Source organism: Ruegeria arenilitoris (genome assembly GCF_013035425.1).
In the GTDB taxonomy this organism is placed as follows: Bacteria; Pseudomonadota; Alphaproteobacteria; order Rhodobacterales; family Rhodobacteraceae; genus Ruegeria; species Ruegeria arenilitoris_A.
The window spans coordinates 209,836-224,031 of sequence record NZ_WQHX01000001.1; the positions used below are offsets into that span (position 1 = coordinate 209,836).

The following is a 14,196-nucleotide window of genomic DNA, read 5'->3' on the forward strand; positions in this document are numbered from 1 at the left end:
GTACTGTGCACGCCCTTTATGAGCCGCAGGTCCGGCAAAGGGCAAGCCCACCTGTTGCGCTTGAAGCCACGACGCCCTAGGTTTGCTGCGGAGGAGACCAGGGATGTCCGACGACCGTTTGTCATTCAAAGAAATGTGTGCAGAGTTCGAAGTGACTCCACGCACCCTGCGTTACTACGAGTATATTGAACTGCTGCAACCGGATCGCGAAGGGCGATCACGGTTCTACGGGCCACGAGAATGTGCACGCATGAAACTGATCATGCGCGGTCGGAAATTTGGCTTTCAGCTGGAAGAAATTCGCCAGTGGTTACTGATCTATGAAGATCAAGGGAACGAAGCGCAAATGGCAACCTTTGTTGAAATGGCTGATCGTCAGATGGAAGAGCTGAGAAAGCAACGGCAACAATTGGACGAGGCAATGGACGCGTTGCAGGAATTACGCGACCAGACCGCAAACTCGATACGCTGAAACGCCCGAACACTTCTAAAGCGCCTGGTCTTGACATCGGTCCCACGCCAATGCCGACCTCTACACAGAGGAATAATCTTACCCAAAACGCGGGTTGACGTGACCTGATGTTACGTCAACTCAAAAGTGACGTAGCGTTTGCATTACGTAAACGTCATCTAAGTGTTGTATGTTCTCCATCGACTGCGCAATTCAGACACAGACGCCAGTGATGAGAGTTTGAAAAATGACCGAAGAACTGATGACAATCCGAGAAATGTGCGCGACATACGACGTCACGCCACGCACCTTACGGTTCTACGAGGCCAAGGAACTTTTATTTCCAATCCGTGAAGGCCAAAAACGTCTGTTCACCAAACGCGACCACGCACGGCTGAAATTGATCCTGCGCGGCAAGCGTTTTGGCTTCAGCCTAGAAGAAATTCGCCAGCTTCTGGACTTGTATCACGTAGGTGATCAGCAACTGACCCAGATGTCCCGCACCTATGAAATAGCATGCGAGCGACTGGCAGACATGGAATTACGACGCGAAGAACTGACTCAGGCCATCGACGATCTGAAAGAGCAGTTGCGGTGGGGCGAAAAAGTTATCGCCTCGATGAAACAGGAAAAGAAGGCGGCCGAGTGATCCTCTCGCCAGCCTGCCACCCGAACATCTGAATTAAGGGAGCTTCAAATGCCCGTATATAACGCGCCGACAAAGGACACTCAGTTCATTCTGCATGATGTTCTCAAAGTTTCGGAATCTGACATTCCGGGCTATGACGAGTTGGAGGCAGATTTTACCGCCGCAGTTCTGGAGGAGGCTGGAAAAGTAGCCTCAAACGTTCTTCACCCGCTGAACACGGTGGGTGACACCGAAGGCTGTCGTTTAGAAAATGGCATCGTCTACACCCCCACCGGCTTTAAGGATGCATTTGAGCAAATGAAGGAAGGTGGCTGGACTGGCCTTGACATGCCAGAGGAATATGGCGGGCAGAATATGCCTTATGTCATAGGCACCGCAGTGGGCGAGATGTTTTCTGGCGCAAACCAGGCGTTCGTGATGTACCAAGGCCTGACCCACGGCGCGGCTTCGGCAATTTTGGCGCACGGGTCCGATGCGCAAAAAGACAAGTACTTGCCCAGCATGGTCAGCTGTGAATGGACAGGCACCATGAACCTTACCGAACCCCATTGCGGCACCGATCTGGGCCTGATGCGAACCAAGGCAGAGCAGCAAGATGACGGTTCATACAAGATTTCCGGTCAGAAGATTTTCATCTCGGCGGGTGATCACGACATGGCCGACAACATAATACACTTAGTATTGGCCAAGATTCCCGGTGGCCCCGAGGGCATCAAGGGCGTGTCTCTGTTCATCGTGCCCAAGTTCGTCGTAAACGAGGACGGCTCGCTGGGTGAGCGGAACGGTGTTTCGGTCGGCAAAATCGAAGAAAAGATGGGCATCCACGGCAATTCGACCTGTGTCATGAACTATGACGAAGCGACCGGCTGGCTGCTGGGCGACGAGCACAAAGGCATGCGCGCCATGTTCACAATGATGAACGAGGCACGACTGGGCGTTGGTATGCAGGGTCTGTCTCAGGCCGAGGCCGCGTTTCAGAACGCGCTGGAATACGCCAAGGATCGCCTGCAGGGTCGAGACGTGACAGGTCCAAAAAACCCCGACGGTCCCGCCGATCCGCTGATCGTACACCCAGATATCCGCCGCAGTTTGATGGACCAGAAAAGCTTTACCGAGGGCGCACGTGCATTCATTCTTTGGGGCGCCACTATGATCGATAAAGCGCATCGTTCAAGCGATAAGGACGCGGACGGCTTGATCTCTTTGCTGACACCGGTGATCAAAGGCTTTCTAACCGATGAAGGCTATGACATGACCGTTAAGGCGCAGCAGGTCTATGGTGGTCACGGCTACATCGAAGAATGGGGCATGTCGCAATACACTCGCGATGCGCGCATCGCGATGATCTACGAAGGCGCAAACGGTGTTCAGGCGCTGGATCTTGTCGGCCGAAAGCTGGCGCAGGATGGTGGCAAGCACGTCATGGCCTTTTTCGAAATGGTCAAGAACTTTTGCAAAGAAAACGGCGGCAAAGACGAAGCTTACGACAAGGACTTCATTGAACCTCTGAAATCCGCGTCGAAAGACCTGCAGGCCGCTGGAATGTATTTCATGCAAGAGGGTATGAAGAACCCGAACAACGCTCTTTCCGGTTCCTATGATTTCATGCATATGTTCGGCCATGTCTGTTTGGGCCTGATGTGGGCAAAGATGGCCAAGGCCGCCGGAGATGCTCTGGAAGCTGGCGCGTCAGATAAGAATTTCTACGAGACCAAGATCAGTACCGGTCGCTATTACATGGCTCGCAGATTGCCCGCTACGGCAATGCATTTGGCGCGGATTCAGACCGGTGCAGACACGGTGATGGCGCTGGACGCAGCAAACTTTTGACCTCAACCTCGGGTCCCGGCAAACGTGCCCGGACCCGGCTCACCGAAGGGCACCAAATGCCGAAACGCTTTCGCCTTACCAGACGCTTTCCCGTTGCGATGACCGAAGACGGGTATCGCAAACTAAAAAGTTTTTCGCGCGAAGCGGGTTTGGACGAAGGCGAGGCCCTTTCGTTTCTTTTCGAGAATTTCAACAGCGTGATTGATGAAGACAACCTGACCCACAGGTTACGTATCTTCAATTCCGAACTGGAATCGCGAAAGCGTTGATCCTCAAGCTCGCTCGCCATCAGGTGAGCGGAGTAAAAGACAAATAGCGCCACGGGAGGGGCGATTGCATGACCATCAAATTGCACTGTTTCGGAGAAAGCGGAAACTCCTACAAGGCAGCGTTGGCGCTGGAAATGTCCGGATTGGAGTGGGAGCCGGTATTTGTCGACTTTTTCAACGGCGAAACACGTAAGCAGGAATTCCGAGACAGTATAAACGAGATGGGAGAGGCACCTTTCCTCATTGATGGCGATTTTCGAACCAGCCAATCCGGCGCCATACAGGCTTACGTAACCGAGAAATCAGGAAAATTCGGCGTTGCTTCCCGCGAAGAGAGCTACGAGGTACTTCGCTGGGTGCTGTGGGATAACCACAAACTTAGCTCGATGGCAGGAATGACTAGATTCTTGGTAAATTTTCTACCGGAAGAACACCGTAACCCGGATGTGATCGCCTTCAATCAAGGGCGTCTGAAGGCTGCTTATCAGATTTTGGACTCCCACCTCGATGGCCGCGACTGGATCGTTGGCGATGGCGTAACCAACGCGGATCTTAGTTGCTGCGGATACCTGTATTACCCCGAACCATTCGGCTTTGATCGCGCCGACTGGCCAAATATCGACGCTTGGTTGACTCGATTGTCTGAGCAACCCGGCTGGAAACACCCCTATGACCTGATGCCCGGCAACCCGTCGGATCGCGCTTAAGGAGACACCCATGACCGAAGCATATATATATGACGCCCTGCGTACCCCACGCGGCAAGGGTCGGAAAGATGGCAGCCTGCACGAAGTAACTTCGGTGCGCCTGTCCGCACAAACCCTTAACGCTATGAAAGAGCGCAATAATTTAGGAGGTCACGCTGTCGAGGACGTGATCTGGGGTAACGTCACACAAGTGATGGAACAAGGCGGCTGCCTGGCGCGTTCGGCGGTTCTGGCATCAGATCTGGACCAGTCCATTCCTGGCCTGGCGATCAATCGGTTTTGTGCTTCGGGCATGGAAGCAGTGAACCTGGCGGCAAACCAAGTCAAAGGTGGCGCCGGAGAGGCCTATATTGCCGGTGGAGTTGAAATGATGGGGCGCGTCGCCATGGGTAGCGATGGAGCCGCAATCGCTGTTGACCCCTCACTGGCGATGGAAACATATTTCGTTCCGCAGGGAATATCGGCTGATATCATCGCCACCGAGTACGGCTTTGATCGTGATCAGGCCGATGCCTTGGCGGTCGAGTCACAAAAACGCGCGGCGAAGGCTTGGGAAGAGAACCGTTTCGAAAAGTCGGTGATTACCATCAAGGATCAAAACGGTCTGACCATTTTGGACCGCGATGAATACATGCGCCCTGGCACCGATATGCAAAGCCTTGGCGCATTAAATCCCTCATTCGCAATGATGGGAGAGCAAATGCCGGGCTTTGATAAGGTGGCTATGTTGAAGTACCCGCATCTGGAAAAGATCAACCACATCCACCATGCAGGTAATAGCTCTGGCATTGTCGACGGCGCAGCTGCAGTCCTGATAGGCAACAAGGAATTTGGCGAAAAATATGGTCTGAAGCCCCGGGCCCGTATCAAGGCGACTGCCAAAATCGGCACCGACCCGACCATCATGCTGACCGGCCCGGTTCCGGTGACCGAGAAAATCCTTGCGGATAACGGCATGCAGATCAGCGATCTGGACCTTTTCGAAGTCAACGAGGCCTTTGCCTCGGTCGTTTTACGCTTTCAGCAGGCGTTCGATGTTGATCCTGAGTTGGTCAACGTCAACGGTGGCTCAATTGCCATGGGCCACCCGCTGGGTGCAACCGGTGCGATGATCATCGGCACGCTATTGGATGAGCTGGAGCGTCAGGACAAGGAAACTGGTCTGGCAACTCTGTGCATCGCGTCGGGTATGGGCGCCGCAACTATTATTGAGCGCGTCTGATGCCAAAGCTTGACCTTTCTCGAATCCCTTTCAAGGGCGGCTCGTCCTATCCCGGCAAGTTGGCCGAGGCGACTGCTGGTCGTTTCGTGCAGCGCGTCGGTGATGCGGGCGGGCTGACTCAGTACGGTGCCAACATCGTGCGTTTGGAGCCGCAGGGTATGTCCTCACTGCGCCACTACCACATGGAGCAGGACGAATTCGCAATCATGCTCAGCGGCACCTGCGTACTGGTTGACGATAATGGTGAACACCAGATGCAACCCGGTGACTGCGCTGCTTGGCCCGCAGGGGAACCGAACGGCCACCACCTTGTGAACAAGACCGATGTGCCCGCGACCTTTCTTGTGGTCGGAACGCGGACCCCGACCGAGACCGGCTATTACAGCGACATAGATATGATGGTGAAGGATGACGAAAACGGATTCTCTTTCACGCGGAAAGACGGCAGCCCGCTGACGGCTGACCAGATTGGAGATGACAATGACTGATTTCACTCTGACGAAAGACGGCGACGGCGTCGCCCTGATCACCTGGGATGTGCCGGGGAAAACTATGAATGTGATGTCGTTTGACGGCTTGGCGCAGTTGAGTGACCTAATCGACCAGGCGTTGGCCGATGACGAAGTAAAGGGCGTCGTCATCACTTCTGGCAAGGAAGGATCGTTCGCTGGCGGGATGGACCTGAACCTTTTGGCCGTTATGAAGGAACAGGCAGGCGACGACCCAGCCAAAGGACTGTTTGAAGGCACAATGCAAATGCACGCCCTGCTGCGTAAGATTGAATTGGCGGGCATGGATCCCAAGACAAAGAAGGGTGGCAAACCGATCGCGACTGCCCTGCCCGGTACGGCGGCTGGCATTGGAATGGAGCTGCCTTTATCTACGCACCGCATCTTTGCCGCTGAAAACCCGAAGGCAAAATATGGGCTACCCGAGATAATGGTCGGCATTTTCCCCGGCGCGGGTGGAACAACCCGAATGGTCCGCAAAGTAGGCCCCATTGCAGCGGCGCCCTTGTTGCTGGAAGGCAAGATGTTGGATGTTAAAAAGGCAAAAGGTGCAGGTTACGTTGATGACATCGCAGAAGATCCGGTTGCAGCCGCAAAGGAGTGGGTGCTGAACGCCAAGGATGCCGATTTGGTAAAACCTTGGGATGCAAAAGGCTATAAAATGCCCGGCGGTGCGCCATACCATCCTGCAGGTTTTATGAACTTCGTCGGCGCTTCCGCAATGGTGAACGGTAAAACCCAAGGAGCATTCCCAGCAGCCAAGGCATTGCTGAGCGCGGTCTATGAAGGAGCGCTGGTTGATTTTGACACCGCACTTAAGATCGAAGCACGATGGTTCACCTCGGTGCTGATGAATCCGTCATCGGGTGCAATGATCCGCTCGCTCTTTTTAAACAAAGAAGCATTGGAGAAGGGTGCTGTACGTCCAGTGGGCGTTCCAGACCAATCGGTTAAGAAGATCGGTGTCCTGGGTGCGGGAATGATGGGTGCAGGTATCGCTTTGGTTTCGGCGCAGGCTGGGATGGAAGTCGTTCTGATCGATCGCGACCAAGAAGCCGCCGACAAGGGCAAAGCTTATACCGAGGACTACCTGGACAAGGGCATAAAACGCGGCAAGACCACAGCTGAGAAAAAAGAAGGCATGTTGGCCCGCATTACTGCAACACACGATCTGGATATACTAAAGGGCTGCGACCTGATCATTGAAGCCGTGTTCGAGGATCCGGGCGTTAAAGCAGAAATGACAAAGAAGGTCGAAGCGATCATACCAGAGGATTGTATCTTTGCCTCGAACACCTCTACTCTGCCGATCACCGATCTGGCTAAGGCATCCGTTCGACCGGACCAGTTCATCGGCATCCACTTCTTCTCGCCAGTTGAAAAGATGTTTCTTGTTGAGATCATCAAAGGCAAGGAAACAGGGGATCGGGCGGTCGCCAAGGCATTGGATTACGTGCGACAAATCCGCAAAACCCCAATCGTCGTTAACGATGCGCGTTTCTTCTATGCGAACCGCTGCATCATTCCTTACATCAACGAAGGGTTGCGGATGATCACCGAAGGGGTCAGCCCGGTATTGGTCGACAATGCCGCGCGTCAACTTGGCTTCCCAGTTGGTCCAATTCAACTGAATGACGAAACTTCCATTGATCTGGGGGCCAAGATTGCGCGCGCTACCAAGGCTGCAATGGGGGACGCATACCAAGAAAGCCCAGCCGATGACCTAATTTTCTGGATGGAGGCAGAAGGCCGTCTTGGTCGAAAGGCAAATGCCGGCTTTTTTGACTATGACGACAAGGGCAAACGCACTGAATACTGGAAAGGATTGCAGGCGAAGTACCCGCATGCCGACAACCAGCCTGACCTGATTGAAGTGCAGGAACGTTTAATGTTCGCTCAGGTTCTCGAAGCTGTCCGCGCTCTTGAAGAAGGCGTTCTGGAAGATATCCGTGAAGGGGATGTTGGCGCTATCCTCGGCTGGGGTTTTGCCCCATGGTCGGGTGGACCGCTGAGCTGGCTGGACATTATAGGCACCCCATATGCGGCCGAGCGCTGCGACCAGTTGACCGAAAAATTCGGTGAACGTTTCGCTTGCCCACCGTTGCTGCGTGAAATGGCTGAAAACGGTCAGAGCTTTTACGGTCGGTTCAACCCAGAAACAAAGGCTGCCTGACAAATTGATGCAGGCGTGTGAAGCCACCTGCCTGCATCCTTAACATTCCATCAATTCTGCTGTCTTGCACGCATGACCAGAACAGTTGCACTTGGGCGACCCGGGCGACCTGAACGTCGAACCCCTAGCGTCGGGCGCATAGGGGAAACTGAATTTTTGTGGATGACCTTCGGTGGTGCGACCGAGGGGTCTGTAATTGCCGAAAAATTGCCATTGCTTGCCATCGCTTCAATGTATTCTGCGGCGGCGTCATCACCCAGAACCTCGTAGGTTGGCTGTCCCACTGCAGCTTGCCGGCGAAATCGGCAGGCCGTGCAATATGCCAGCAAACCGCCTTCGATGATTATCACTTCAGCTTGATCGAAAAACAAAGTTGTGACTTCAAACATTGTCGCGGGAGCATGCGATCGCAGTTCGCCTTTGCCGCCAAGCAATCTGGCGGGAACGATAGACAGGCCACTCATGGAAGAATCAAGCTTTTTAAGTTTCATTGCCACGCCTTGTTCTGGCAGAAGCCAGACCGGCCGCTTGTTGCCGACAGCCTGAGATGGCACATGAACCGGCAGACACTCGGCTCTTGTTTCACCTGAAGGAATTGCAACCGTATCTGTAGAAATCCGGCGTATTTCCCGTACACCGTCGTTCAATGTTCGGACAAGATCTCCCGGCGCCATGTGCTCCACCGACTTCCAGCCTTCTGGCGTTGCTATCTTAGTCCCATGCACAAATCCGCCACGTCTCGCGGAAACTGCGCGCTGGCTGACCGCCCGCTGAATACTGACCGATTGAACAGAAGAATCAGGTAAACTCACTACTTTTAACACGTGCCGGCTCCCTTTAGTGGCACCTTCATAACGACCAAACAGTGCTAGCATGAAAACGGAGAGCGAGACTTCTTTTGGCCACATTTGAGCCGGCATACGGCCTAAATCGGCGCAATATCACCTTTCTTAGCAAACAAAATTGATCTCAACCCATACTTTGGGCCGCTTTTGGAAACGAAAGCCTAGAATGGATTTCCCGCATTTTCCGATTCTGAGTCGATTTGAAGCAATCATTCATTCTGTTCCAGCGGCTTATTGTGCAAGAGCATATTCTTCGTCGGGTTCTTGACTAAACAGCTGGCCAATGCGCGCTTAGTTGTTCCAGCCCATGGGCTATTCCGGTCGCAACAAGTTTGCGCCGAGGGATTGCAACATGCTAGAATTGAAAAAAATAATTCGAGCAGCATTTCAACATGACCGCCCTTAAACAATTCCAGCGGATCGAAGCCACGGGTTTGTGGCGCTCTTCACCCGAAGAGCAACGACGCGAGGTCGTCGTTTCGATCGGCGAGGCAACGCTGACAATCTCGGATTTTAACGACCGCGCACTGACACACTGGTCACTAGCTGCCTTGGTTCGCCAAAATCCGGGCTCCTTCCCGGCAATTTTCAACCCAGATGGCGATCCGGACGAGACGCTTGAACTGCCAAAGTCAGAGACCACGATGCTGGAAGCCATCGATCGACTACAACGCGCGATCGACCGGTCCCGGCCTCATCCGGGCCGCCTGCGCTGGGCTTCGGTTGGCGGGGTTGTGTTCGCCGTTTTGGCTGTATTGTTCTTGTGGTTGCCTCACGCTTTGCAAAATCATGTTGTTTCAGTTGTTCCGGAAATCAAACACCAAGAAATAGCCGCTGCTGTCCTGAAAAGGATCGAGCGTGTATCGGGAAAAGCCTGCACCTCAAGGGAAGCGATGGTATCGTTGCAGAAACTGGCGAACAGGACGGGTGTCAAACAAATTGTGATTGTGCCTGCCGGTGTGCCCGACGCCCTTAGCTTACCTGGCGGAACTGTGGTTTTAAACCGCGCTTTGGTTGAAGACCACGAAGACCCCGCTGTTGCTGCTGGATACGTCCTTGCAGCCCGCGCACAAGCGGCAGCACAGAATCCGCTGGACGAATTGCTGGATCGTACTGGGCCTATTGCCGCGTTCCGCCTGCTGACCACGGGCGAGTTAACATCCGACATCATAGACAGTTATACCGAGCAGGTCCTGACCGAACCGATCCCAAACGTTTCAGATACTGATCTTCTGGCGATGTTCGCACAGGCTGCCATGCCTTCCACTCCATATGCCTACGCACGTGACGTTACCGGAGAATCTGTGCTTGGCTTGATTGAAGCCGACCCGATGGCTGGCAGAGAGTTGGAACAGGTATTGCCGGATCGTGATTGGATCCAACTGCAGAACATCTGCGGTCAGTGATCAGCGCTATTTGGTACCGAACATACGGTCACCAGCATCGCCAAGCCCTGGCATGATGTAACCCTTCGAGTTTAATTCGCGATCAACCGCTGCAGTGACGATCTTCACGTCCGGATGCGCCTCTTTCATCCTTTCGACTCCTTCCGGAGCGGCAAGCAAGCATAAAAAGCGGATGTCGACCGCACCTGCTTCCTTCAGCAGGTCGACGGCGGCGGCAGAGCTGTTGCCAGTCGCCAGCATCGGATCAACGGCGATTACTAAACGGTCCTTTAAACCTTCCGGGGCCTTGAAATAATATTGAACAGGTTTCAGCGTCTCTTCATCGCGATATAGTCCGACGAAACCCACGCGGGCAGATGGGATCAATTCCAGAACCCCATCCAGCATACCGTTTCCGGCGCGCAATATCGATACAAGAGCCAGTTTTTTACCCGCTAGAATAGGCGCATCCATCTCTTCCATCGGCGTTTCGATGTGGCGTGTGGTCAGCTGCATCTCACGTGTGACTTCATAAGCCAGTAGCAAAGTTATCTCACGCAGCAATTGCCGGAAAACCGCTGTCGAAGTGCCTTTGTCCCGCATGAGCGTCAGTTTGTGCTGTACCAGCGGGTGATTTACGACAGTCAGATGGTCGCTCATTGTTTCTCCAGTCTCTTTTTTACTTTCTCGCGGGTTGCATCATCGCAAAATGCCGCTTCCAATGCGGTATTATTCAACGCAGCGAAATCTTCAGTGTCCCAGCCAAAGGTTTGGTGCAACATCTCATATTCACGCCGCATTGTGGTGTGAAAAAACGGCGGGTCGTCTGTTGAAACGGTTACCTTTACTCCGGCATCGCGCAACTTCGCAATTGGGTGCGAGTCGAACTCGGGATACAGCCCAAGCACCACGTTCGAGCCTGGACAGACTTCGAGCGTGATTCCGCGATCAATCAACTCGTGCACCAGGTCCGGATCTTCAATAGCTCGAACACCGTGGCCAATCCGTTCAACACCCAGATGCCGGATCGCGTCCCGAACACTTTCTGGTCCGCCAAACTCACCAGCGTGTGTTGTCAATTGCAGGCCAGCTTCGCGTGCACAGTCAAAGGCCCACTTGTAATCTGCTTGTGCACCAACAGACTCGTTCCCGCCCATGCCGAAACCAGTAATCCAATCTCCGGCAGTTTCGGCTGCGCAATTCGCGCTGCGCTTTGATTGCTCTGGCCCGAAATGGCGAACGCAGGTCACCACGCCGCGCAAAGTAATTTCAAACTTACGCTCCGCCTCTTCTGCCGCGTCCTGAATGGCGCTTAAATAATCTTTCCACGCGGACAAGTCGCCGCCGCCACAGAAATCCGGGCTTAGGAAAGTTTCCGAGTAAATCACTCCGTTTTCAGCGCTTTCCTCTAATATAGCCAAAGTAAGACGGCGAAAATCCTCAGGCGAATTAAGGACTTGGCACGCCGCCTCGTAAACGTTGAGGAAATGGGAAAAATCGCGAAAGTCGTACGATCCGTTTGACTTGAATATCCCACTCAAGTCGACACGTTTTTCATGGGCAAGCTGACGTATGAACGCCGGCGGGGCCGCACCCTCGTGATGCAGGTGCAATTCAATTTTGGGCAGCTCGGCTACATTCATAAAAAAGTCCTACCCGGACCCTGTGCCGGGATGTTCAGATGGTGCGCGACACTGGCTGCGATGTCAGCAAAATTTACCTGCCCGATCTCGCCGCCCCCCTGCCCGGCTATCAATACAGGTACCTGTTCCCGGGTATGGTCGGTGCCAGTCCAGCTTGGGTCATTGCCATGGTCCGCAGTCAACAGCAACAGGTCATTTGGGTAAAGCTTGTTTAGGATCAATCCAATTTCGCGATCAAACCACTCCAACGCACGTGCATATCCGCTGATATCGCGGCGGTGACCATATAAGCTGTCAAACTCAACAAAGTTTGCAAAAGTCAGGCTCCCTTCCGCAGCTTCATCTGTCAGCTTGGACAAATGCTGCATCAATTCAGCGTCTGAACCTTTGTAAAGCTCATCAATCCCTTGCATCGAAAAGATATCGCCAATCTTACCTAATGCGTAGACGTGCCGTCCCGCATCCTGCACCCAGTTTGTAAGAACAGGCGCAGGAGGCAATATCGCGAAATCCTTCCGGTTCGTGGTGCGCGTAAACCCCAAATCGGGAGTTCCGACAAAGGGACGTGCGATAACACGTCCGACTTTCATTTCGTGCAGGCGTGGAGCAAGCGTACGACACATCTCCAGCAACCGATCTAGTCCAAATGTCTCTTCATGCGCAGCAATCTGAAAAACACTGTCTGCTGATGTATAACAGATCGGCCGTCCCGACTGCATGTGTTCGGCCCCCAGTTCGGCAATGATTGCCGTACCTGAGGCATGGCAATTGCCCAAGATACCGTCCGCACCGGCCGCCGACGCGGCCGCTTGGCTTAGATCAGCAGGAAATGCCGGGACGGTGTCAGGGAAGTAATGCCAATCCCACGGCACCGGCAACCCCGCAAGTTCCCAGTGACCAGAAGGCGTGTCCTTGCCCCGAGAATGCTCGCGCGCGCATCCCCATTTTCCGATAGGTTTACCGTTCAACCCCGGCGTGGACGCGTTTGAGGCCAATCGCACAGCCGCGCCCAGCCCCAACCCGTCAAGATTGGGAAGGAAGAGCGGACCAGAGCGTCCGTCTTCGGCGTGACCGTCCGCGCAAGCCTGGGCAATATGGGCTACGGTGTTGGCGCCTGCGTCTGGGATTTCACCGTTAAAAAAAACGTCGGCATCCTCTGCGCCACCAATCCCAACCGAGTCCATGACCAAAAGGAATGCACGTGTCATGCAGTAATCCTTTCATGGACAAGATCGGGTACCTCAACAGGAGTGTCAGATATTGTAACGGAAGCTAAAATACCTGCTTCTGCCCGACGGGCTACATCCTCGCGGGCGGCGTGGACGACGGCAATGGGTTCGCCCTTGGCCACCCGGCATCCGAGTCGAAGCAGTCCCGATATCCCAACTGCTGGGTCTATGATATCACTTTCAACCTGACGTCCTCCGCCCAACGAAACAACGGTGAGACCCAGAGCTTCGCCGTCAAACGCCGCAATGTATCCACCACAAGGCGCAGAAACCTCTTGGATCACATTCGCTTCGGGTAAAAAGCGGGCCCAGTTGTCGACAAACTGGACAGGGCCACCCACCGCAGCCATCATGCGGCCAAATCGCTCAGCGGCCTTACCGTCGCGTATGATTTTGGCAATTCGTGTGCGACCTTCTTCCAATGTGTCACACAGGCCTGCATCCACTAGCAGTACGCCGCCAAGTTCGGCTGAAATCTCAACCAAAGGTGAAATATTGCCGCTAGTGAGAACTTTCATAACTTCGGCCACTTCCAGCGCGTTACCCAAAGCTGGAGCAAGAGGCTGCGACATATCTGTTATAACAGCGCTGGTTCGACATCCCGCGGCATTGGCAGTCTCGGTCAACGCTTTGGCGAGATCGCGGGCGGCCTCAACGGTTTTCATAAAAGCGCCGCTGCCTGCCTTGACATCCAGTACAAGAGCGTCAGGGCTGACCGCTAGTTTTTTTGACAAAATGGATGCCGTGATTAAATCCAGGCTCTCAACCGTGGCAGTTACATCGCGCACTGCGTACAATCGCCTATCTGCTGGGGCTATTTGGCCAGTTGCACCTACAATTGCCGCGCCAGTGTCACGCAACACTTGCTGCAGTCGATCCTGTCCAATTTGGGTGCTTACACCGGGGATTGCTTCCAGCTTATCAAGCGTACCGCCTGTGTGACCCAAACCCCTGCCCGAGATCATCGGAACATATGCACCGCATTCGGCCAAAGCCGGAGCTAGTAAAAGGCTGACACAATCACCAACTCCACCGGTCGAATGTTTGTCGATTACAGGGCCATCCACGTCCCAGCTTAGAACATCGCCGCTGTCGCGCATCGCAATGGTCAGATCGGCACGCCCTTTAGACCCCAACCCACCCATGCAAACTGCCATTGCAAATGCCCCGGCTTGCGCATCGCTGACGCTGCCATCAGCCAGCCCTTGCGCAAACCAATAAAGTTCCTCGCTGCTGGGTACTTCTTCACGACGCAGCTTTGCGATGATCGAACGCGCGTCCATT

14 protein-coding genes are annotated in these 14,196 nt (G+C 54.0%); 9 read left to right on the plus strand and 5 right to left on the minus strand.

From position 1 onward, the window contains the following. Window positions 1-103: 103 nt before the first annotated feature. From GOV45_RS01025 to GOV45_RS01060, 8 genes are all read left to right on the plus strand, one after another. Window positions 104-472 (plus strand): MerR family transcriptional regulator, encoded by a 369-nt coding sequence (locus GOV45_RS01025; protein WP_170473033.1) that lies wholly within the window; start codon window positions 104-106, stop codon window positions 470-472. Window positions 473-698: 226 nt separating this feature from the next. Beyond that, the gene (locus GOV45_RS01030) at window positions 699-1,100 is read left to right on the plus strand and encodes a MerR family transcriptional regulator (RefSeq protein WP_170473035.1); all 402 of its coding nucleotides are present in this window, start codon (window positions 699-701) and stop codon (window positions 1,098-1,100) included. A gap of 48 nt (window positions 1,101-1,148) precedes the next feature. Beyond that, the gene (locus GOV45_RS01035) at window positions 1,149-2,930 is read left to right on the plus strand and encodes an acyl-CoA dehydrogenase C-terminal domain-containing protein (protein ID WP_170473037.1); all 1,782 of its coding nucleotides are present in this window, start codon (window positions 1,149-1,151) and stop codon (window positions 2,928-2,930) included. Window positions 2,931-2,986: 56 nt separating this feature from the next. Next, window positions 2,987-3,199 carry a hypothetical protein gene (locus GOV45_RS01040; protein ID WP_170473039.1) on the plus strand — a complete coding sequence of 71 codons (213 nt, stop codon included), beginning with the start codon at window positions 2,987-2,989 and terminating at the stop codon, window positions 3,197-3,199. A 68-nt stretch (window positions 3,200-3,267) separates the two neighbouring features. After that, window positions 3,268-3,906, plus strand: coding sequence for a glutathione S-transferase family protein (locus GOV45_RS01045; RefSeq protein ID WP_170473042.1), 639 nt, complete (start codon window positions 3,268-3,270; stop codon window positions 3,904-3,906). A gap of 10 nt (window positions 3,907-3,916) precedes the next feature. Beyond that, window positions 3,917-5,128, plus strand: coding sequence for an acetyl-CoA C-acetyltransferase (locus GOV45_RS01050; RefSeq protein WP_170473045.1), 1,212 nt, complete (start codon window positions 3,917-3,919; stop codon window positions 5,126-5,128). Then, on the plus strand, window positions 5,128-5,616 hold the full coding sequence (locus tag GOV45_RS01055) for a cupin domain-containing protein (protein ID WP_170473048.1): 489 nt from the start codon (window positions 5,128-5,130) through the stop codon (window positions 5,614-5,616). The genes GOV45_RS01050 and GOV45_RS01055 overlap by 1 nt, the downstream gene beginning before the upstream one ends. Further along, the gene (locus GOV45_RS01060) at window positions 5,609-7,810 is read left to right on the plus strand and encodes a 3-hydroxyacyl-CoA dehydrogenase NAD-binding domain-containing protein (RefSeq protein ID WP_170473050.1); all 2,202 of its coding nucleotides are present in this window, start codon (window positions 5,609-5,611) and stop codon (window positions 7,808-7,810) included. The genes GOV45_RS01055 and GOV45_RS01060 overlap by 8 nt, the downstream gene beginning before the upstream one ends. Window positions 7,811-7,860: 50 nt before the next feature. On the opposite strand, the gene GOV45_RS01065 is transcribed toward GOV45_RS01060, so the two are convergent. Next, complete coding sequence (locus GOV45_RS01065) at window positions 7,861-8,622, minus strand: Hint domain-containing protein (RefSeq protein ID WP_367648642.1); 762 nt, start codon at window positions 8,620-8,622, stop codon at window positions 7,861-7,863. Between the two features lie 425 nt (window positions 8,623-9,047). On the opposite strand from GOV45_RS01065, the gene GOV45_RS01070 reads away from it, so the two are divergent. Beyond that, window positions 9,048-10,061: a hypothetical protein gene (locus GOV45_RS01070; protein WP_170473057.1), complete on the plus strand. Its 1,014-nt coding sequence runs from the start codon at window positions 9,048-9,050 to the stop codon at window positions 10,059-10,061. 6 nt (window positions 10,062-10,067) lie between these two features. Here GOV45_RS01070 and upp read toward each other — a convergent pair whose 3' ends face one another. From upp to GOV45_RS01090, 4 genes are read right to left on the minus strand one after another with little or no spacing between them, the layout of a single operon-like run. Next, complete coding sequence (upp, locus tag GOV45_RS01075; protein WP_170473060.1) at window positions 10,068-10,700, minus strand: uracil phosphoribosyltransferase; 633 nt, start codon at window positions 10,698-10,700, stop codon at window positions 10,068-10,070. Further along, window positions 10,697-11,683: an adenosine deaminase gene (locus GOV45_RS01080; RefSeq protein WP_170473062.1), complete on the minus strand. Its 987-nt coding sequence runs from the start codon at window positions 11,681-11,683 to the stop codon at window positions 10,697-10,699. Before GOV45_RS01080 ends, upp begins: the two co-directional genes overlap by 4 nt. Further along, entirely contained in the window at window positions 11,680-12,891 is a 1,212-nt protein-coding gene (locus GOV45_RS01085; protein ID WP_170473065.1) for a phosphopentomutase, read from the minus strand. The genes GOV45_RS01080 and GOV45_RS01085 overlap by 4 nt, the downstream gene beginning before the upstream one ends. Then, window positions 12,888-14,195: a thymidine phosphorylase gene (locus GOV45_RS01090; RefSeq protein WP_170473068.1), complete on the minus strand. Its 1,308-nt coding sequence runs from the start codon at window positions 14,193-14,195 to the stop codon at window positions 12,888-12,890. The genes GOV45_RS01085 and GOV45_RS01090 overlap by 4 nt, the downstream gene beginning before the upstream one ends. Window position 14,196 lies beyond the last annotated feature (1 nt).